This window comes from Spirosoma endbachense, from assembly GCF_010233585.1.
Classification (GTDB): Bacteria; Bacteroidota; Bacteroidia; order Cytophagales; family Spirosomataceae; genus Spirosoma; species Spirosoma endbachense.
On record NZ_CP045997.1, the window covers coordinates 3,257,718 to 3,277,037 of the forward strand.

The 19,320-nt window shown below is 47.6% G+C and carries 15 protein-coding genes and 2 pseudogenes; 7 read left to right on the top strand and 10 right to left on the bottom strand.

Translation table 11 applies throughout. The features are described from left to right. Positions 1-29 precede the first annotated feature (29 nt). The gene (locus GJR95_RS12950) at positions 30-803 is read right to left on the bottom strand and encodes an NUDIX hydrolase (protein ID WP_162386267.1); all 774 of its coding nucleotides are present in this window, start codon (positions 801-803) and stop codon (positions 30-32) included. 86 nt (positions 804-889) lie between these two features. On the opposite strand from GJR95_RS12950, the gene GJR95_RS12955 reads away from it, so the two are divergent. The 3 genes from GJR95_RS12955 to GJR95_RS12965 are packed head-to-tail and all read left to right on the top strand — an operon-like array spanning position 890 to position 5,622. Next, the gene (locus tag GJR95_RS12955; RefSeq protein ID WP_232541173.1) at positions 890-3,679 is read left to right on the top strand and encodes a PQQ-dependent sugar dehydrogenase; all 2,790 of its coding nucleotides are present in this window, start codon (positions 890-892) and stop codon (positions 3,677-3,679) included. 53 nt (positions 3,680-3,732) lie between these two features. After that, a complete protein-coding gene (locus tag GJR95_RS12960; RefSeq protein WP_162386268.1) occupies positions 3,733-4,758 on the top strand; it encodes a sugar phosphate isomerase/epimerase family protein in 1,026 nt (341 codons plus the stop codon). 21 nt (positions 4,759-4,779) lie between these two features. Further along, positions 4,780-5,622, top strand: coding sequence for a ThuA domain-containing protein (locus GJR95_RS12965; RefSeq protein ID WP_198424840.1), 843 nt, complete (start codon positions 4,780-4,782; stop codon positions 5,620-5,622). A gap of 57 nt (positions 5,623-5,679) precedes the next feature. Here GJR95_RS12965 and GJR95_RS12970 read toward each other — a convergent pair whose 3' ends face one another. The 3 genes from GJR95_RS12970 to GJR95_RS12980 all read right to left on the bottom strand — a co-directional run bounded on the left by GJR95_RS12970 (position 5,680) and on the right by GJR95_RS12980 (position 8,132). Next, positions 5,680-6,540: a polysaccharide deacetylase family protein gene (locus GJR95_RS12970; protein WP_162386269.1), complete on the bottom strand. Its 861-nt coding sequence runs from the start codon at positions 6,538-6,540 to the stop codon at positions 5,680-5,682. Between the two features lie 118 nt (positions 6,541-6,658). Continuing rightward, the gene (locus GJR95_RS12975; protein WP_162386270.1) at positions 6,659-7,594 is read right to left on the bottom strand and encodes a polysaccharide deacetylase family protein; all 936 of its coding nucleotides are present in this window, start codon (positions 7,592-7,594) and stop codon (positions 6,659-6,661) included. Between the two features lie 232 nt (positions 7,595-7,826). Further along, the gene (locus GJR95_RS12980; RefSeq protein WP_162386271.1) at positions 7,827-8,132 is read right to left on the bottom strand and encodes a hypothetical protein; all 306 of its coding nucleotides are present in this window, start codon (positions 8,130-8,132) and stop codon (positions 7,827-7,829) included. 225 nt (positions 8,133-8,357) lie between these two features. Between GJR95_RS12980 and GJR95_RS12985 the strand changes: the two genes are divergently transcribed. Beyond that, complete coding sequence (locus GJR95_RS12985) at positions 8,358-10,790, top strand: endonuclease MutS2 (RefSeq protein ID WP_162386272.1); 2,433 nt, start codon at positions 8,358-8,360, stop codon at positions 10,788-10,790. A 144-nt stretch (positions 10,791-10,934) separates the two neighbouring features. After that, the gene (locus tag GJR95_RS12990) at positions 10,935-11,570 is read left to right on the top strand and encodes a Uma2 family endonuclease (RefSeq protein ID WP_232541174.1); all 636 of its coding nucleotides are present in this window, start codon (positions 10,935-10,937) and stop codon (positions 11,568-11,570) included. Positions 11,571-12,115: 545 nt separating this feature from the next. Here the strand turns inward: GJR95_RS12990 and GJR95_RS12995 are convergent. From GJR95_RS12995 to GJR95_RS13020, 6 genes and pseudogenes are all read right to left on the bottom strand, one after another. After that, positions 12,116-13,168: a sugar phosphate isomerase/epimerase family protein gene (locus tag GJR95_RS12995; protein ID WP_162386273.1), complete on the bottom strand. Its 1,053-nt coding sequence runs from the start codon at positions 13,166-13,168 to the stop codon at positions 12,116-12,118. 29 nt (positions 13,169-13,197) lie between these two features. Next, positions 13,198-13,551 (bottom strand): annotated as a pseudogene (locus tag GJR95_RS42085) (DUF5615 family PIN-like protein). Continuing rightward, a pseudogene (locus GJR95_RS42795) lies at positions 13,548-13,717 on the bottom strand (DUF433 domain-containing protein); the annotation flags it as partial. The pseudogenes GJR95_RS42795 and GJR95_RS42085, both read right to left, overlap by 4 nt. 124 nt (positions 13,718-13,841) lie before the next feature. Next, positions 13,842-14,987, bottom strand: a complete 1,146-nt coding sequence (locus GJR95_RS13010; RefSeq protein WP_162386274.1) for a Gfo/Idh/MocA family protein — start codon at positions 14,985-14,987, stop codon at positions 13,842-13,844. Positions 14,988-15,037: 50 nt separating this feature from the next. Further along, on the bottom strand, positions 15,038-15,415 hold the full coding sequence (locus GJR95_RS13015) for a four helix bundle protein (protein ID WP_162386275.1): 378 nt from the start codon (positions 15,413-15,415) through the stop codon (positions 15,038-15,040). An 80-nt stretch (positions 15,416-15,495) separates the two neighbouring features. Beyond that, positions 15,496-16,629 carry a Gfo/Idh/MocA family protein gene (locus GJR95_RS13020; protein WP_162391689.1) on the bottom strand — a complete coding sequence of 378 codons (1,134 nt, stop codon included), beginning with the start codon at positions 16,627-16,629 and terminating at the stop codon, positions 15,496-15,498. Between the two features lie 434 nt (positions 16,630-17,063). Between GJR95_RS13020 and GJR95_RS13025 the strand changes: the two genes are divergently transcribed. Both GJR95_RS13025 and GJR95_RS13030 read left to right on the top strand, forming a co-directional pair. Beyond that, a complete protein-coding gene (locus GJR95_RS13025; protein ID WP_162386276.1) occupies positions 17,064-18,314 on the top strand; it encodes an MFS transporter in 1,251 nt (416 codons plus the stop codon). Between the two features lie 96 nt (positions 18,315-18,410). Beyond that, complete coding sequence (locus GJR95_RS13030) at positions 18,411-19,274, top strand: LytR/AlgR family response regulator transcription factor (protein WP_162386277.1); 864 nt, start codon at positions 18,411-18,413, stop codon at positions 19,272-19,274. The last annotated feature ends 46 nt before the right edge of the window (positions 19,275-19,320 follow it).

Below are 19,320 nucleotides of genomic sequence, written 5' to 3' on the forward strand. Positions count from 1 at the left end.
CGAACAGGCTCACAGCCCGAAAAAATCATTTAGCCCACAAACAGGCTTTCATTGGCCAACGCTTTTTCATACTTTTCTTTATCAAATCGATACAAATAGGGTGCTTTGTGAGCCCCCCCAAATTTTCGTTCCTCCAGTCGCTCCAGGATGTTATAGCCCAGCATGCGTTTCTGGAAATTCCGGCGGTCAAGCTCCTGGCCCAGTATGGTTTCGTAAAGCTGTTGTAAATCAGGCATTGTGAACTTCTCAGGCAGTAATTTATAACCGATCGGCTGATAGCTAAGCTGCCGCCGAAGTGTCTTTAATGCTATGGTAATCATATCATTATGATCGAATAAGAGCAGCGGAATCTGATCCACGTCCCACCATCGACACTCTTCTGTAAAAAAATCGGGTGTAGGTGTCACTTCGGCAAACTCGACCAGTGCATAATAACCAACCGAAACATCTCTCGAAACCAGTTCTCGCTGTGCTTCATCGGGTAATCCCAGTTTAAGCAATGTTTCCTGCTTACTAAAATTTTTATAGCGCATGACATCGCCAAAAGTGTGGAATTGTTGAAGAAAAATCTCACTCAAACCCGTTCGCTCGCGCAGACTTCGGTACGCGGCCTCATCCAGATTTTCTTCGTGTAAAATTCGCCCACCCGGCAAACACCAGTCATCAGTCCCTTTCCAGCGAAGAAGCAGAACTTTTAACTGACCATCGTGAAAACCAAATATAACTAAATCAATGGACACAGAGGATAGATAATTCGTCTTAAACTCAGCAATCAGCCGCTGTAGCTCTTTTTTGTACTCCATCGTGGATATTTAAAAATATTTTTAGTGTGTTCTCAATACACAATAAATATTTGTCTTTATTATTGTGTTAAAATTACGCATTGAAAATGAAACGCAATTCCTTTTCTCTACAATCGTATCGAACGGTGGCGGTGCTGTGTATTGGCGCCATCGGTCTATGGGCCTATTCAGCCAGACCCCTTGTTGACCCTGGTGGTTTGCCAGACGAGAATCGATTCACAAAGGTAGTACTGGCCGAAAAGCTAAATGAACCGCTCGAAATGGCCATTTTGCCCGATGAGCGAGTCTTATTTATCGAACGGCATGGCGATGTCCGGCTTTATTCGCCAACGACAAAACAACTCAGGACGATTGCGACCATCCCCGTCAGTACGAAATATAAAGATAAGGAAGGCCATGAAAGTGAAGCTGAAGACGGTCTTCTGGGCATCAACATAGACCCTAATTTTGAGAAGAACCACTGGATTTATCTGTACTACTCACCCGCTGGTAACGAATCAAAAAATAGCCTTACCCGTTATGAACTCCGGGGCGATGAACTAATTCTTTCCTCAAAGAAAGTACTTCTGGATGTCCCTGTCCAACGCGAGTCCTGCTGCCATACCGGCGGCTCAATCGATTGGGATCGCGACGGTAATCTTTACCTATCCACCGGCGACAACACCAGCCCCCGTGCGACACTCTACGCTCCTATTGACGAACGACCCGACCGTAGCCCCTGGGATGCACAAAAATCATCGTCAAATACCAATGATCTGCGCGGCAAAATCCTACGCATTCATCCCGAAGCCGATGGCACCTACACCATTCCGGAAGGAAATCTTTTCCCGAAAGGAACCGACCCGTCGGACCGCCCCAAAACCCGCCCGGAAATTTACACGATGGGGCACCGGAATCCATACCGCATTTCGGTAGACAAACGAACCGGCTACGTATATTGGGGTGATGTTGGGCCCGATGCAGGAACCGATTCTGTGGGCGTTGGTCCAACGGCCGAGGACGAGTACAATCAGGCAAAAAAGCCCGGCAACTTTGGCTGGCCTTATTTTGTGGGCGATAATAAGGCCTATAACGATGTCGATTTTGTAACGAACAAGTCAGGTGCCTTATTCGACCCGGCACATCCGTTCAACGACTCGCCCAACAATACGGGCATGCGCGACCTCCCTCCTGCCCAGCCCGCACTGATTTCGTATCCGGCAACCGATAGCAAGAAGTTTCCGATCATGGGCAGTGGCGGCCGCAGTGCTATGGCCGGGCCGGTCTATTATAAAGACGATTTCAGGAATGCGAAACGGCCTTTCCCGGATTATTACAACGGTAAAGTCTTCCTGTTTGAATGGATGCGCGACATGATTCTGGCGGTCAGTTTCAACGAGAAAGGCGGCATGGATAAAATCGAGCGATTCCTGCCCAACATGCCGTTCAGCCACCCGATCGATATGGCCTTTGGCCCAAACGGCGACCTGTACGTACTGGAATATGGTACGGGCTGGTTTCTCAAAAATGATGATTCGCGGTTGGTAAAAATTGAGTTTAATGCCGGAAATCGCAAGCCGAATGTGCAGGTAGCAGCCAATCAGAAAGCAGGGGCGGTTCCGTTGAAGGTAAATTTATCGGCCGAAGGCACGAAAGATTTCGATGGTGATGCATTGACGTATCAATGGAAAATTGTCAGTCGGGTGGGTGGTCAGCCGACGATTCTGAACGAACCAAATCCAACGTTTACCTTTCAGAAACCAGGCCAGTATAAAGCTATTTTGACTGTTACGGATGCACACGGGCTGAAAGATTCCCGCGAGATCGACATCATGGCGGGCAACCAGCCTCCCCAGGTAGCGTTGAATCTCGTTAAGGGCAACAAAAGCTTTTATTTTCCCGGTCAGCCAATTGCTTATCAGGTGAACGTAACGGATAAAGAAGACGGTAGTTTGGCCAATGGCCGTATTCAGGCGAAACAGGTATTGGTACAGGTAAACGCTCAAAATGAAGCAACCACCCAAAATTCAACCGAAGCGGGCCATAAATTTTCGGAAGCTACCTACTTGTCCACAGGTCGGGTGCTGATGGAAAAGAGCGACTGCAAAGCGTGTCACTTTACGGATAAAAAGTCGGTTGGGCCGTCATTTACAGACGTCGCCAAACGATACAAGGGCGATGCCAATGCAGTTGCCAGCCTGTCGAACAAAATTATCAAAGGCGGTGGTGGTGTCTGGGGCGATGCAGCCATGACCGCCCACCCTCAATTGGGTTTACCCGACGCTGGCGAGATTGTCAAGTATATCCTTACCCTGTCGGACAAGAAAGTGGCCAGTCCGTCGCTGCCGACGCAAGGGATGTATACCCCAGACAAAAACGAGAAAGGCGATTTGGTTTTACAGGCCTCCTATAAAGATAAAGGGGCAAACGGTCTGCCTCCTCAAACAAACGAGCAGGTATTGGTACTGCGGAATCCGCTGGTAGCCCTCGGAACAAGCAACAGCCAGTCGAAAGGGATCACCTTATTTAAGATGGGTGGTCAGCCTCATCCGCTGGTGATCGTGATGGCACCTGATACCTACGTACAATTCAATCAGCTCGATCTGACTGGTATTCGATCGATGGCATTTGCGGTAGCCGCACCCAAAGCGCAGTTAAATGCGGTTGGTGGGCGGATTGAGGTCCGAATGGACTCGCCAACCGGTCAGCTTCTGGGGCAAACGGACGATATTTTACCCACCGATAGCAAAGATCCGGCCGCTATGTTTCAGCCCGGCGTGGTGAAGGCATCGATCACCCCCGCCACCGGACTTCATAACCTCTACTTTGTCTTTAAAAACGAAAAAGCGGGTAAAGCTCCCCTGTTCGTACCCATAACCGTTCAATTTTCTAACTAACCTCGCTCCTTTCCCTTTCCTGAGGTCAGGAAAGGGCTATCATCTATTGAACCATGACACAATCTCGTCGCGAATTTCTAAATCAGCTCGGTCTGGCAGCCGCAGGTATGAGCCTGTCAACCGTTTTCCCATCGCCAACCATGGCCAGTACGGACGCGAAAAAATTCAGTTTCGATATTTCGCTGGCCGAGTTTTCGTTTGCCGGAGAACTGATGTCGGGCAAGATGACAAACATGGATTTTCCGGCCAGGGCCAAAAACGATTTTGGCATCAATGTGCTCGAATATGTTTCCATGTTTTTCAACAATAAGCATACCGATCAGTCTTACCTGAAAGAACTTAAACAACGATGCGATGACCTCGGCCTGAAAAACAACCTCATCATGGTTGATGGGGCTAATATTGCCGATCTGGACGCAACCAAACGCCAGCAGGCCGTGGAAGCACACTATGCCTGGGTCGATGCGGCCAGGTACCTGGGCTGTAGTTCGATCCGGGTCAATTTCGGCGACACGTCAAAAGCCATTTCGGGTGCTGCCGATGATCCGGCCGATGAAGCCGCCAAAACCGCAGCCGATGGCTATCATAAATTACTGGAATATGCCGCCAAATCGAGCATGAACGTCATTGTCGAAAATCACTTTGGTAATTCAACCGATATCGACTGGCTGGTGGGCATTCTTAAGCAGGTAAACATGCCCAATGCCGGTTTACTGCCCGACTTCGGCAACTTCTGCAGGCAGCGTAGCAAACCCGAAACCAACGACATCAAAGGCATAATGGGCACCAAATGCATTCAGGAATATGATCGCTATGAAGGCGTAAAAAAAATGATGCCCTACGCCAAAGGTATCAGCGCGAAAACGCACAAGTTCGATGCGAATGGCAATGAAACTGAAACTGATTTTCGGCGCATGTTCAAGATCATCAAAGATGGTGGATTTAAGGGTTATGTAGGCATAGAATACGAAGGGGGTATCATGAGTATGTACAATCCAACGGGTGGCTATCTGCCGAGTGCCGAAGGGATCAAAGCAACCAAAACGCTGCTTGAGCGGGTCCGAACAGAACTTGCCTAAACGCTTAACAATCTACCCTTTATGCTGCGTAAATTCCTGAAAATCCTACTGGGCCTGGTCTTATTTCTGGCTCTGTTAGTAGGTGGGTTCGTTGTGTTTGGCATGTATGTTACCCGTCAGCTTCCCTGGCAAAAGCCCATATTCGACACCGTTCGACCAGCCGATCCTGGCCAGGTTGGTGATAAAGGCGTTTTGATTTTCTCGAAAACCAACGGTTTCCGCCACGAATCGATTGAGCCGGGTATCGAAGCACTGAAAAAAGCTGGAAAGGAAAAAGGCTGGGACGTTAGAACCACGGAGAACGGTGCGTTTTTCACTGATGATTACCTGCGTCGGTTCAAAGTGGTTGTATTTCTCTCCACTACAGGCGACATTCTGACTGCGGATCAGGAAAAAGTGTTCGAAAACTTTATCGAAAATGGTGGTGGTTACGTAGGTATTCATGCAGCCTCCGACACCGAGTATAGCTGGGATTGGTATGATCACCTGTTGGGTACGCACTTCCGCGATCACCCCCTGTATCCCGAACATACGCCTGAGGCTGAGCTAATTACCGACATCCGTACGCACCCTACCACAAAGCACTTACCCGCCAAATGGCGGAAAGCCGATGAATGGTATAACTTCAAACAAAGCGTTCGGGGAAAAGACAGCATTCAGGTATTACTGACGTTGAACGAAGCCTCTTATAAAGCAACCTGGCCTAAAGCGATGGGTGGTGATCATCCGATTTCATGGACCAATGTGGTTGGGAAAGGGCGTGTTTTTTATACGGGCATGGGGCATACCAACGAAACCTTCACAGACCCAAACGCAATGCCGCATATAGTTGCTGGTATCGAATGGGCAGGACGGTTTGAGTAATCTCTATTGCCAGATGCTTTGGCGGGGTCAGGTTTCAGATCCTGGCCCCGCTTTCGTTTATTTAGTCAGGTTATTGTAGCCAATTAGCTGAATACCTTTGACTTTGATCAGTTCTTTCACACGTGGGCTGGTCCAGATATCCGTTACACCCTGGCGGTCAATAGCAACGTTCTCATAACCAATGTGATGAATGGCCCGCACTTCGGGCGTATCAAGCCCAGGATGATCGACGAACAGATAGGTTTTCCCAGGTTCGAGGCTTTCGAGCATCTTCGTAAAACTTTGTAGTTTTTCTTCAAAAGTCGCATGGTCCCCTATATAACCCGTATAGGTAACTCCCGACTTGGCCAGGCTCATATCGTAGTGAGGAACATGGTATTCCTGCGCTAACTTCTTAACAAGTGCTTTCACCTCGTCATTCAGACTGGTACAACCCATATGGCCGGAGAAGTGGCTTATTTTGGGAATTTTCTTGAACGCCAGCTCTATTTGAGCCCGAAATTCTTTTTCTACATCGGCCAGTTTCCAGTCATTTTCTACCACCGAACGCTTAGGATAATTTTTGTTTGGGCGAACCATGGGGTAAAAATAGCCATCAGCATCGCGAAGGCTGGGGCAGTCGGACAGCGGTCGCCACTTAATATTATCCCACTCGCTGGTCAGTGTTAAATGAATGCCAATGTCCGCATTCGGAATCTGTTTCAGCATCTCGACGGCTTCCGGAAACCAGGGCGAAGGCACAAGTACTTCGATTGATTTTTCGATCCCGTCTTTATAGCATTTCAGAATCGCTTCATTGCCCGCGTGCGAATAACCCATGTCATCACCACGAATGATCAGACGGGGAGGATTTACCTGAGCATCAGCCGGATATAGACCTGCCAGAAGCAGGCATGAAAGCAGAAATTTTCTAGTCATCAGTTGTAGGAAGGGTTTAATTTTATGAGCGAAAGTAAACTAAACTTTTGTACGAATTCCTCCCAAACGAAGAAAGCGGCTGCTCTGCCGCTTTCTTCGTTTGGGAGGAAGCCCACTATTATTTATCATCAAAACTCTGGATCATGTTCCGATACATGGTTTTCGTTTTCCACTGCCCACCCGCAATAATGCGCCGGACTGTAAACAACGGCATCTGGTCATCGCGCTTGTCAGCCAGCGTAAAGGCTGCCAGATAACCCCGCTTTTGCAACTCAGGAAGGGCCGCTTTATTCCAAAGTCCAAACGGATACGCGAAGTATTTGATCGGCTTACCGACAATGCTTTCCAGTTTGGCATTAGGCTCTTCAATCTGAATTTTCCAGTCGTCGCCCTGGTATTTTTTTACGTTGTGGTGATCCCACGTATGCGCCCCAATCGTATGGCCGCGATCCGACAGATCTTTGATCTGGGTCTTATCCATGTAGGGCTGCTTACCATGTCGGCCAATAGCAACCGTCATGATAAAAAACGTACCCTTAAAGCCATGTTTTTCGAGTTCTGGAGCCGCAACGGTGTATTGATCAAGGTCGCCATCATCGAAGGTAAGCATGACCGGCTTTTTAGGTAACGGTGCACCTGTGGTCATATACGCATAAAGCTGATCGGGCAATATGGTATGGTAACCGCTGTCGGCCAGCATCTGCATTTGCTCGCGGAAAGCCGCTACGGGTATAATGTAATCTTTCGACGTTTGCGAATCACTGGCCCGCCAGTCGCGAATTTGGTGATAACAAAGAATCGGAACCTGAGGACGCGCCAGAATGGTTGCCGCATCGGCGATTTTATTGGCCGGAATGCTTGCCGGATCAACCGTGGGTGTTGTTTCGGCTTTAGCCTCAGCTGGTTTCCCGGCTTTGGGCGCATCTGTCACAGCCGTCGAGTCTGTTGTTTCGGCCGTATCGGACCCTTTGGATTGGCATCCAGATAAGCCACGGGCTATAAACGTAGACAGACAGATTGCTGCCAGGAATGGAAATAAGTTACGCGAAATCATAATAGTCTAGTATGTCCCCAAACATACAGAAAAGAGTTTGGCTGATAGTAGACTTTTTAAACGATCAGGTGGAATTTAATGCTACGGCCCTACATAGTAAGGCTGCGCCAACTATAAAATGTGTTCAGCGCAGCCACATAGGTGCTATTTTATTCTATCAGTCTACGAATCCTTATTGAGCAATAATTACTATAATCAGTCTTTCTGCCAAAAAAATTACTACAAACCTCTTCTAAACAGCTGATTTGAAAAATTTTATGCCGATCCAGTTCAGGAATGACTTGACCAGAGAACTACTGGTAAATCCGTCTAGTAGAGATTGACGTGCCACCGCATTTAGCTCACCCACTAAATTTTTGCCTTTTCCGTAATAAATAATTTTATCGGTTGCCACTTCGACGATTGACAACACATCATTCTTCGCATTCTTTTGGCCAGCCGCCATGGATACGGCGTATGTACGAGCTGTATCAACCGTTTCTGTATAGATAAATGTGGGCTCACTGTTTCTGTAGTAAACCACTAAGTAATTATTCATGTCAGAGGTACAAGTGTTGTGAATTGGAGTTGTCTTTTATTTAAGCTAAATCACTAATTACTAACTCAAATGTAAACTATTGGATGCCTAAAACCCAATAAGTAACTTTATGACTTACCAATAGGATTGTTGGTCACATTTAACGAATGATATTTTTATAACGAACCTCCCTTTTCTTAAAAACGTTATGTAAAAGGCTATTCATAACGCCCTTTCTCTGATTAAATGCTTTACCCCAATACACTAGAACTAAAATTAGGTTTTGACACCATTCGCGAACGGCTCAAAGATGCCTGTATCAGCCAGCTGGGTCAGGACTATGTTGAGAAGATTCGCTTTACGGATAATATTCAGCTGATCGATAAATTACTGCGTCAGACGGACGAATTTAAACAGATCGTTCAGTATGAACCCGATTTTCCAAGCAGTAATTACATTGACGTTCGCCCGCACCTGAATCGTGCTCGGGTTGAAGGACTTGCGTTGACAGAGACCGAGTTCTTTGATCTGAAACTGGCACTTCGCACCATTCAGGACTGTCTGAAGTTTCTATCGAAACGCGAAGAAAACAGTGGTGGTTCCGACCGAAGTTTCCCATTCCTGCGCGAGCTGGCCGGTCCGGTAGGCGTCGATAAAAAGCTGACTGATGGTCTCGAACGGGTCATTGATGATCGCGGGCTTGTCCGCGACTCTGCCTCACCCGAGCTGGCCAGCATTCGTCGGCGTATTATCAGCGAACAGGCCAATCTGCGCAAACGGCTGGACAGTATTCTGCGGCAGGCCCGGCAAAATGGCTGGATTCCTGATGACCTGAGCCTGACCATTCGGGGTGGACGGCTGGTGATTCCAATTGCCGCCGAACACAAACGCAAGATTAAAGGCTTCGTGCACGATGAGTCGCAAACGGGTCAGACTGTCTTTCTCGAACCGGCCGAAGTTTTTGATGCCAACAACGAAATCCGTGAGCTGGAATACGAAGAACGACGGGAAATTTACCGTATTCTGCTGGCGCTGACAGACCTGATCCGGCCAAACCTTGATGAACTGAGAAAGGCAATTAATTTTCTGGCTCAGATCGATTTCATCCGCGCGAAAGCGAAGTTAGCTGTGCAGTTGGAAGCTATCATGCCAAAGCTGAACGAACGCCCACTTGTTGACTGGGCGAATGCACGCCATCCGCTGCTACACTTGTCCTTTCAGAAACAAGGCAAATCAGTGGTGCCGTTGAGTGTTCGACTCGAAGAAAAGACGCGTATTCTGATCATATCTGGTCCGAATGCGGGTGGTAAATCGGTGGCTCTGAAAACCATTGGGCTCATCCAGTACATGCTGCAATGCGGTTTGCTGGTACCAATGGCCGATTATTCAGAGATGGGCGTGTTTCAGAATCTGTTTATCGACATTGGCGACGAACAATCGCTTGAAAATGACTTGAGCACCTATTCGTCGCATCTGACGGCCATGAAGCAGTTTGTGATCGGAGCCAACAAACGGACCCTCTTTCTGATCGATGAATTTGGAACGGGTACAGAGCCCGGTCTTGGTGGTGCCATTGCCGAATCGATTCTGGAGGAGCTGAACAAGTCGGGGGCTTATGGTGTCATCAACACGCACTATACCAATCTGAAAGTTTTTGCCGACAAAACATCGGGCCTGATCAATGGAGCGATGCGTTTCGATGGCGAGCATCTGGAACCGCTTTACCAGCTGGAAATCGGCAGACCGGGTAGTTCTTTTGCGTTTGAAATTGCCCAGAAAATAGGGTTACCCAAAAACGTTATCGATCGGGCAAAAGAGAAGCTGGGTAATCAACAGGTGAATTTCGAGAAATTGCTGAAAGAGCTGGATATTGAAAAGCGCGTCTTTTCAGAGAAAAATCTGGAAATCAGCATTAACCAACGAAAACTTGCCCAGCAGCTGGCTGAATATACAGCCTTGAAAACCCGCCTGGACAACGAGCAAAAGCAGTTGCTCAATAACGCCAAGCAGAAAGCCAAAGCGTTGGTACAGGAAGCTAATCAGCGGATTGAAAACACAATCCGCGAGATCAAGGAAAACAAAGCAGAACGCGATCCAACCCGGCAGGTTCGGCAGGAACTGGAACAGTTTGAACAAAAAGAATTGAAGCCGGAAGTTTTGGTTGTCGATGCACCGAAACAAACCGAAGAGGAGTTTGAAACCGACAATGGCACTATTGCGGTAGGTAGCTACGTCCGTATTGCCGGTCAGAACGCAATTGGGCAGGTATTGTCGCTGCGCGGAAAAGACGCCGAAATACGGATTGGTGATCTGAAATCGAATGTAAAATTGAACCGGCTTGAACGGGTCAGCAAGAAAACGTTTAAAGACGCTACCGAAACGAAGGATGATCGCCCACGAAGTCAGGGCGTGGATATGAACGAGAAGATGCAGAACTTTAGCTTCAACCTCGATATTCGGGGCAAACGGGGCGAAGAGGCTCTGGGCGAAGTAGACCGCTTTGTCGATGACGCCCTGATGCTGGGTTACCCTGAGTTACGAATCGTTCATGGCAAAGGCGACGGCATCCTGCGGACACTCGTCCGGAATCACCTGCGTGGCTACAAACAGGTTGGCAAAATGGAAGACGAACACGCCGACCGTGGTGGCGCGGGCGTAACGATTGTGAAAATGAAGTAAGTGAAGTAAAACAGCCGGGAACCGTGGCACGATTTCTGGTGAAAGTCCTGATCATAAGAATCCTCTTATCTGGCGTTTAGATGCTGCTGGATAAGGGGATTTTTACAATAAATCGTCGGGTAAAATGCGTAGTATTGTCAAAGTATGAACCGAATCGACAAAGTCATGCCAGTAGCTGTAGCCATCGCCCCCAAAAAGCGGAAAAGGTCGAAGGTGCCATCGTACCTGATTTACGAGACACTTAACGGTCGGCCTTTATACTACCGTAACTATAAGGCCGTTATTGCCGGCCAGAAAAAACCCGCCGAAATTATGGGAAGCAGTTCACTACAGGCCGCTTTGGTAGCGACTTTAGTTATGTTTTTAGGTCGTACTATAAATCGAAAAAAGTACCTGGTCGTCACGAATGAATCCGGTGTACACGTTGACCGAGGCAATAACCTATCAAACGACATTGCCATTTTCGATAAAGCAGCCAATATTATACTAACCAATAAATACTTCGATACGGCCCCCAAAATTGCAATCGAAGTGGATGTGCGTATTGAACCCGAAGAATTTGAAGGAAAAGAATCGGGTTATGTCTATGAAAAAACGCAGCGTCTGCTCGATTTCGGCGTTGAGCGAGTGATCTGGATTACAACCCAACCCAGAAAGATTTTTGTTGCCACCCAAATCGCCCCCTGGACCACTCAGGATTGGGATGTAACGATCCCCGTACTGGATGATGTGGTATTGAACCTAGCGGAATTGTTAACGGAAGAAGGGATTGAGTTTTGAGGACTCTTTCTAAAAAAGCCTGCAAGTTCATCTACCGGGATCATATCGGGCGGCATCAATAATAGACCAAAGGTGCACTAGCCAGCCCATCAGAAAAAACCAAAGACCGGCAGCTAAAACAAATTGCAAAATTGCCATCAACAGGCGGCCCTGTAAAAGCTGCCCCAAACCCGGAATAAAAAAACTACAAAGAGCTGCAAGTACATTGCCTCCCGAACCTTGACCTGCCATAGTTTTAGCCGTGTTAAGTTTTAAAAGCTACCTTGGTATTGTTATCCTGTTATTTCCTCCTGGTTTTCCAAATAAAGGCTTCAATTATCGATGAAGCTGATCTTCAAGTTGCTGCACTGTCAGACTGTCTTCTAGTTCTATATAGACAAACGTGAATGTCAATTGATCATCTCCAATTCATTTACCAAGTTATAATGAATCATATTATCCGACCATTTGATTTCGATAGCTAATAAATTCTCTTTTCAACTGATATAAAAGAAGTGTCGGGTTATCAAACCCGACACCGTAAAAAAACAAGAATACAATTCAACTTATAATCCCAGCACCTTTTTATTGAACGCGTCGTCGGCACCGGTTCCGGCGAAATCGTCGAAGGCGCGTTCGGTGACACGGATGATGTGGCTTTCGATGAATGGTGCCCCTTCTGCGGCTCCCTGTTCAGGATGTTTCAGCGCGCACTCCCACTCCAGAACCGCCCAGCTATCGTAATCATACTGCGCCAGTTTGCTGAAAATACCACTGAAGTCGACTTGTCCATCGCCCAGCGAGCGGAAACGCCCGGCCCGCTCGACCCAACCCTGAAATCCACCGTAAATGCCCTGCTTACCCGTCGGATTGAATTCGGCATCCTTAACGTGATAGGCATAAATTCGCTCGTGGTAGAAATCGATGAACTGGAGGTAATCGAGCTGTTGCAGCACGAAGTGGCTCGGATCATAGTTGATACCCGCACGAGGGTGGTTGCCCACTTTTTCGAGGAACATCTCGAATGTAATCCCATCGTGCAAATCTTCGCCGGGGTGCAGTTCATAACCTACATTGACGCCTGCTTCATCGAATGCATTCAGAATCGGTAACCAGCGGGTAGCCAGTTCCGTAAAACCCGTCTCGACCAGACCCGCCGGACGTTGCGGCCATGGATACACGAACGGCCACAGTAACGCACCTGAGAAGGTAACGTGGCCGGTAAGACCGAGATTCTTAGATGCTTTTGCGGCCAGCATCAATTGATCAACCGCCCAGGCTTGCTGCTCTTTTGGTTTGCCTGCCAGTTCGGCCGGACCAAACCCATCGAACATGGGGCCATAGGCCGGATGTACGGCCACTAACTGCCCTTGCAGGTGAGTCGACAATTCGGTGAGTTCGACACCAATGTCTTTAAGTTTACCTTTATACTCATCGCAGTACGTTTTGCTCTCAGCGGCTTGCTTGAGGTCAATCATACGCGGGTCCCAGGTAGGAATCTGAATACCTTTATAGCCCAGATCAGCCATGTATTTGGCAATCGTATCGAGCGAATTAAATGGGGCCGTATCGCCCAGAAACTGGGCTAAAAAAATGCCAGGCCCTTTCATTGTCTTCATAAGATCAAAATAAATTTAGTTGATTTGGCTTAGAAATGAGCGAAATCAAATAATTCCAGACAACCACGCTCCTCGTCGGGGTCGGTCAGAAAAATTTGTATAACGCTATGATTACGAATAAGTAAATCGGCAATTTGTTGTGTTGACAGATTACCGGGTCGAATAAAAATTACTTTCGGAGGGAAACCATTAAGTTGACTTAGATTTAGATAATCATCGTCAAACGTTACAATCGTATAACGTTCACGCTTTTCTGTTTTTCAGACCATATCATCTTCATGCCCAATCAGCTGCAGGCGAACAGACGATTCGGAATCAGGATACAAGTGCGTAATTTTCTTAACGATCCGCCACAATATATTTTCGTCGAAAAGTAACTTCATTCGCTAACGACAACTTTTACATGATGATCCCGATCAGCTGCCCAGGCCAAACAAGCCAGGATCTGTTCGCGAGTCAACTGCGGAAAGTCATACAGGATTTCATCGATACTCCTACCGGCAGCCAGCCCAGTACGTCATACACACTGATACGTGTACCTGTAATACAAGGGCGGCCAAATCAAATAGTGGGGTTGATCGAAATAATTTCCCGATAATTCATATGCTGCATAGTTTAATTTTGGTGAAATCCCTCCGAAGACGACACTTCACCAAAGTTAACGATTCGCCATTTAAATCTCCACCCAAGCCTGCTTGCGGTTGCTCTCCAGAATTTTTTCACAGATAAGCAATTCGCGGTAACCGTCGGCAAAGGTTGGGAAGGTTGGATTCTCGGGTTGCTTTCCGGCGGCAACCGCATCATAAACCTCCTTAAACAACTGCTTCGACGTGTCGGGGAAGCCTTCGTTGTGGCCACCGGGGAAACTGATAACCGACCGGGCTTCGGGGTGAGCCAGCGACGGATCGCGCAGGAAAGATTCATTGGCACCGTCACGGTTACCGATCCACATTTCGTTCGGCGATTCGGAGTTCCAGGCAAACGTTTTCTTCGATCCGGCAATTTCCAGTTTCATCTGGTTTTTCCGACCCGCCGATACCTGCGATACTGTAATAACACCCCGATTGCCATTGTCGAAGCGTAGCAGCACGTTGGCATGGTCTTCGGTATTAATGGGTACGTCAGCATAATCTTCTGGCTGGAGCATTTTGCCTGAATAGGTTTCAACCGGTTTCAAGGGCTTCTTACGCACCTTATGAACGGTGTTGAAATCAGCCATGACAGCTACGGTTTTCAGCCCTGTGATGTATTCAAGACTGTCCATCAGGTGGGAGCCGATATCAGCAATAGCCCGCGAGTCACCCGACTTATCGGGTTCGAGACGCCAGTTGTAATCCGTATCGTAAAAGAGCCAATCCTGCAAGTATGAACCAATAATGGAATAAATATCACCCAGTTCCTGCCGCTCCCGCATGACTTTCATCTGCCGAACCAGTGGATAATAGCGGAGGTTAAAATGAACAGCATTAACCAGGCCGGTTTCTTTCGCCAGTTTGACCAATTCTTCGGCTTCGTGCAGATCTTTGGCCAGCGGTTTTTCGCACACCACATGTTTGCCAGCCTCCAGCGCTGCTTTCGACTGCTGATAGTGCAGGAAGTTAGGTGTACAGATATGCACTACCTGGATATCATCCTGTTTCAGAAGTTCGTCGAACGTATACGCCCGTTCGATACCGAGCTGATCGGCTTTCTGACGAGCGAGTTCGGGGGTTACTTCGCACAAGGCAACCACATTCGTGTTTGGCAAACGACGAAGGGCTTCGATGTGTGCGGGTCCGATAAAACCGGTGCCAACGACACCAACATTGATTTTTTGCATGTAAGGGTAAGTGATTGAATTAATGATTGATTAAATGATTGAATAATGCCTTACCTACGCTTGTCGTTTGGGGTGTTTTTACGAGCAGTGGAAAAGATAGCAAGTAATTCAGCTGCTTCGTTCATCAAACTGCCAAGTTTGGTTCCCGCCATAATTTCTGCCTCGACCAGTATTTCAAGCCAAAATAGAGATTCGTCGGTTTCTTCCACAACAATACTAAGTTTGGCAAAATATTCGGCCTGGCTTCTCGCTCGACAAACTGCTCGATAATTAGAGCCTACTGATGTTGACGACCGAAGGAATTGTCTTCCTATAATCCTTGCTTCTTCTGTTCTCGGTAGAGAACGAAATAAGCGAATGCTCCGCAGCACAAAATCTTTGGTACGCAGTTGCATGTGCTGTACAAACTCAACTTTATTCATCTTCATATACGGTGGGGTAAACTGAATGATTAAGTGACTGAATTGTCAATATATCCTGGCAGTCAATCACTTAATTATTCAATAATTCAATTTATAAACTTCGTCCATTTCTCCTCCGTTTTTGAGGAGGCAATGACCGTGTCGATGAATGCCAAACCACGAACGCCATCGTCAACGCCAGGGAAGTCGTAAACTGGATCGGCTTGACGACCTTCCATGTGTGCCTTCACAGCGTAGGCAAAGTTGCGATAGATGTTCGCAAATGCTTCGAAAAAGCCTTCGGGATGCCCGGACGGTAACCGCCAGTGCGCTTTAGCGGATGCCGACAAATCGCCCACGTTTGGACGGATGATCCGCTGCCCTTCCTGCGTTTTGTATTTCAGTGTATTGGGCTCCATCTGATGCCATTCAAGACCACCAAGTTCGCCATAAACGTAGATCTTCAAGGCATTTTCTTCTCCATTGGCAATCTGACTGGCGTGCAGAACGCCTTTGGCTCCTCCCTCAAAATGCAGCAATACATTGCCGTCATCATCCAGTTGCCGCCCTGGCACGAATGTGCTCAAATCAGCACATAATTCACTTATTTTCAAGCCCGTAACATATTCGGCCAGATTTTCGGCATGAGTACCTATATCGCCCATGCAACCAGCCGCTCCCGACTTGGCCGGGTCTGTCCGCCAGATGGCCTGCTTGTAATTGTTATCTTCTTCTTTCTTCGATAACCAGCCCTGTGGATACTCGACCACTACTTTCCGAAGCTTCCCAAGTTTGCCATTACGGACCATATCACGGGCTTCTTTCACCATCGGGTAACCCGTATAGTTGTGGGTCAACCCAAAGACCAGGCCTGATTTCTCTACGATTTTTACCAGTTCTTTAGCCTCTTCCAGATTCAGCGTCATCGGCTTATCACAGATAACATGGAAGCCATTTTCGAGGGCCATTTTGGCCGGAGGGAAATGTAAATGATTAGGCGTAACAATGGATACGAAGTCCATGCGCACACCATCGGGCAGGGTTTTCTCGCGTTCGATCATCTCTTCAAACGACGTATAAACGCGGTCTTCGGGTAGATAGAGCGCATGGCCAGTGGCTTTCGACTTGTCGGACGACGCGCTAAAGACGCCACACACCAGTTCGATTTCATTATCAAAACCAGCTGCCCGTCGGTGAACGGCCCCAATGAAGGCATCAAGCCCCCCGCCTACCATACCCATTCGCAATTTTCTGTGCATCAGTGTTAGAGTTGAATGTACGTAAAGGATAATTTATGATTGATCATAAGCGTTTTTGTTATGCAGTATTTGCACGAGTCCGACGCCAACAGACTCTACAACAGGGAAATGCAAAAAAAGAAATCGTAATCTTACTACGCCAGGGCTCCCTTCTAAGGGACCTACTCTTGTCTTTGCGGCCGGAAATTAGCTGTTTTCTATTATTTTTCGGAAATTTTGCACAAATACAGCTTGGCTGCGGGGAGTTTATTCTTCCAGCGGCCTTTAGCAAACAACTGGATAAAGCAAAAAGAAGCAGAAAATAAGGGCTATAAATTTCAATAAATTCCTGATAACACTTCTTTTCGCTCGCCTGTCCAGCAACAACCCTTTAACTTTTAAACGGATTACAAACCACTAAATCCCCTTCTTTCAAAATGAATCAAACCGTTAACCCTTCGCGGCTCTTTCTGGCCAGTTGCCTTGCCATTATTACAACAGCCTTTTCCTTCAGTATCCGGGCGGGTATTCTGCCTCAGTTAGGTACTGAGTTTGGGCTGACTGCCGAGCAGTTAGGCTTTATCAATTCAATGTTCTTTTTTGGTTTCCCCATTTCGATGATCATTGGTGGTATCGTCTATCACACGGTAGGGCCTAAACTGATTATGCAGGTTGCCGTTGTTGCGCATACATTGGGTATTCTGCTAACCATTTATGCGGGTGGATACACTGGTCTGTTATTCTCAACGTTCTTCATCGGCTTTGGTAATGGTTGTACGGAAGCTGCCTGTAACCCGATGATCGCCGACATGTATCCCAACAACAAGCTGAACAAAATGTTAGGACGGTTCCACATGTGGTTTCCAGGAGGTATTGTGATCGGTAGTTTAATATCCAAGTTTATGACTGAAGGAGGCTTTAACTGGCAGGCTCAGATTTGGGTGCTTATGTTGCCGACCGTGGTCTATGCATTCCTGTTTTTCGGCCAGGCGTTCCCGAAGCCAAAAGTGGAGGGCGTTACCTCATTGGCGAAAAACTTCCAGGCTATGTTAACTCCTTTGTATATCGCTCTTTTCTGCTGCATGGCGCTGACAGCCATTACCGAATTTGGTCCTAACCAGTGGGTAGCTGTAGTGTTAGGCAGCAGCGGAGCTGATGCCATGTTAGTGTTAGCGCTGACGTTCGGCGTCATGACGATTGGCAGGCTTTTCACTGGACCCGTTGTGTCTGCATTGGGTCAGACGGGCGTATTACTTGGCGGTGCGATCTTAGCCACTGTCGGTATCTATATGTTCAGCACCGTTACGGGCCCAATAGCCTATCTGGCCGCTGTTATATTTGGTCTGGGTGTATGTTTCAATTGGCCAACCATGATTGGCTTTGTTGCCCAGCGGGTTCCCCTAAGCGGAGCCTTAGGTATGTCTATCATTGGTGGGGTCGGCATGCTGTCTACATCCATCTTCCAGCCTTTTATTGGGAGTTGGATCGATGCAGACCACGCTGAAGCGGCAGCCAAGGGCCTTACCGGACCAGCGCTGGAACTAGCAGCGGGACAAGCTACGCTGTCTACAATGATGACCTTCCCGATTATTCTGATTTTTGCCTTCACGGGCTTATGGTTCTGGATGCGCAACCGCAAAGCAGGCCATATAGATGAGAACATCGTGCTTGAACAGCCACAGTTGTAAATTCAACTTTAGCTCAGCTATTAAAATCCCCGTAATGTGATCGTTGCGGGGATTTTAGTTTAAAAATGGATGCGGCATAGCGCTATTTTTGCCCCTATGGCTCCTCTCACTCGTCAGCAACACCGTTATGCCCGACTCATTGCAGTACCTGTAGCTGCATTTGTCGCATCCCACCTGGTATTTTATCGGCACTTTCCTTACGAAATCAGCTACCAGTTTCCGTGGGCTTACTTTCTCACGGTGTCGACGGTAATGCTCAGTTGCTGGGAAGTCAATCTGGCCGTTTTCCGCTATCTGGATCAACGATCTCCTTTCTACCGAAACCCGGTCAGGCGGGTTCAGCAACAGATTCTGCTGGGTGGTATAGCGACTATGCTCACCTTTTCGGTAGTCTTTCCAGTCGCAATCAGGCTCTATTCGGGCAACTGGCCTTCACTGCCTATCGTTACATCAGGCGTTTTTGTTTGTGCCACCATTGCTACCGTCGTTAATGGAGCCTACGTAGGTCTATATTTACTACAAACCATTTATCTCGAAAAGCAACAGAGCACCGATGAGGTGAATGCTCAGTTAAAGCAGCTACAACTCCCTTCATCGCCTTCATCCATTCTGATTGAAACCGGAACACGGCAGATTCGTTTAGTACCCGATGAGATTGCTTACTTCTACTCAACTGGAGGAGTGGTGTTACTCACCAGAGCAGACGGTCAGCAGGTCACGACTGCCTATAACTCGTTCAATAAACTGGAGAACCAATTACCTGCTGCTTTCTTTCAGCTTAACCGTCAGTTTATCGTACATCTAAATGCAATTCGATCGGTTCAGGATGATAGTAACCAGAAGCTTATTGTCGACCTGGTGCCTGCTCTCCACAAAAATCAACCCTACGAACAGGTTGTCATTAGTCGCTATCGCAGGGCTGAATTTAAAAAGTGGTTTCGTCAAGCCACTTTAGTCTGACCATTCATTGCAAAATCAGCTACCATTCGTTGATTTTGCGCTTTTA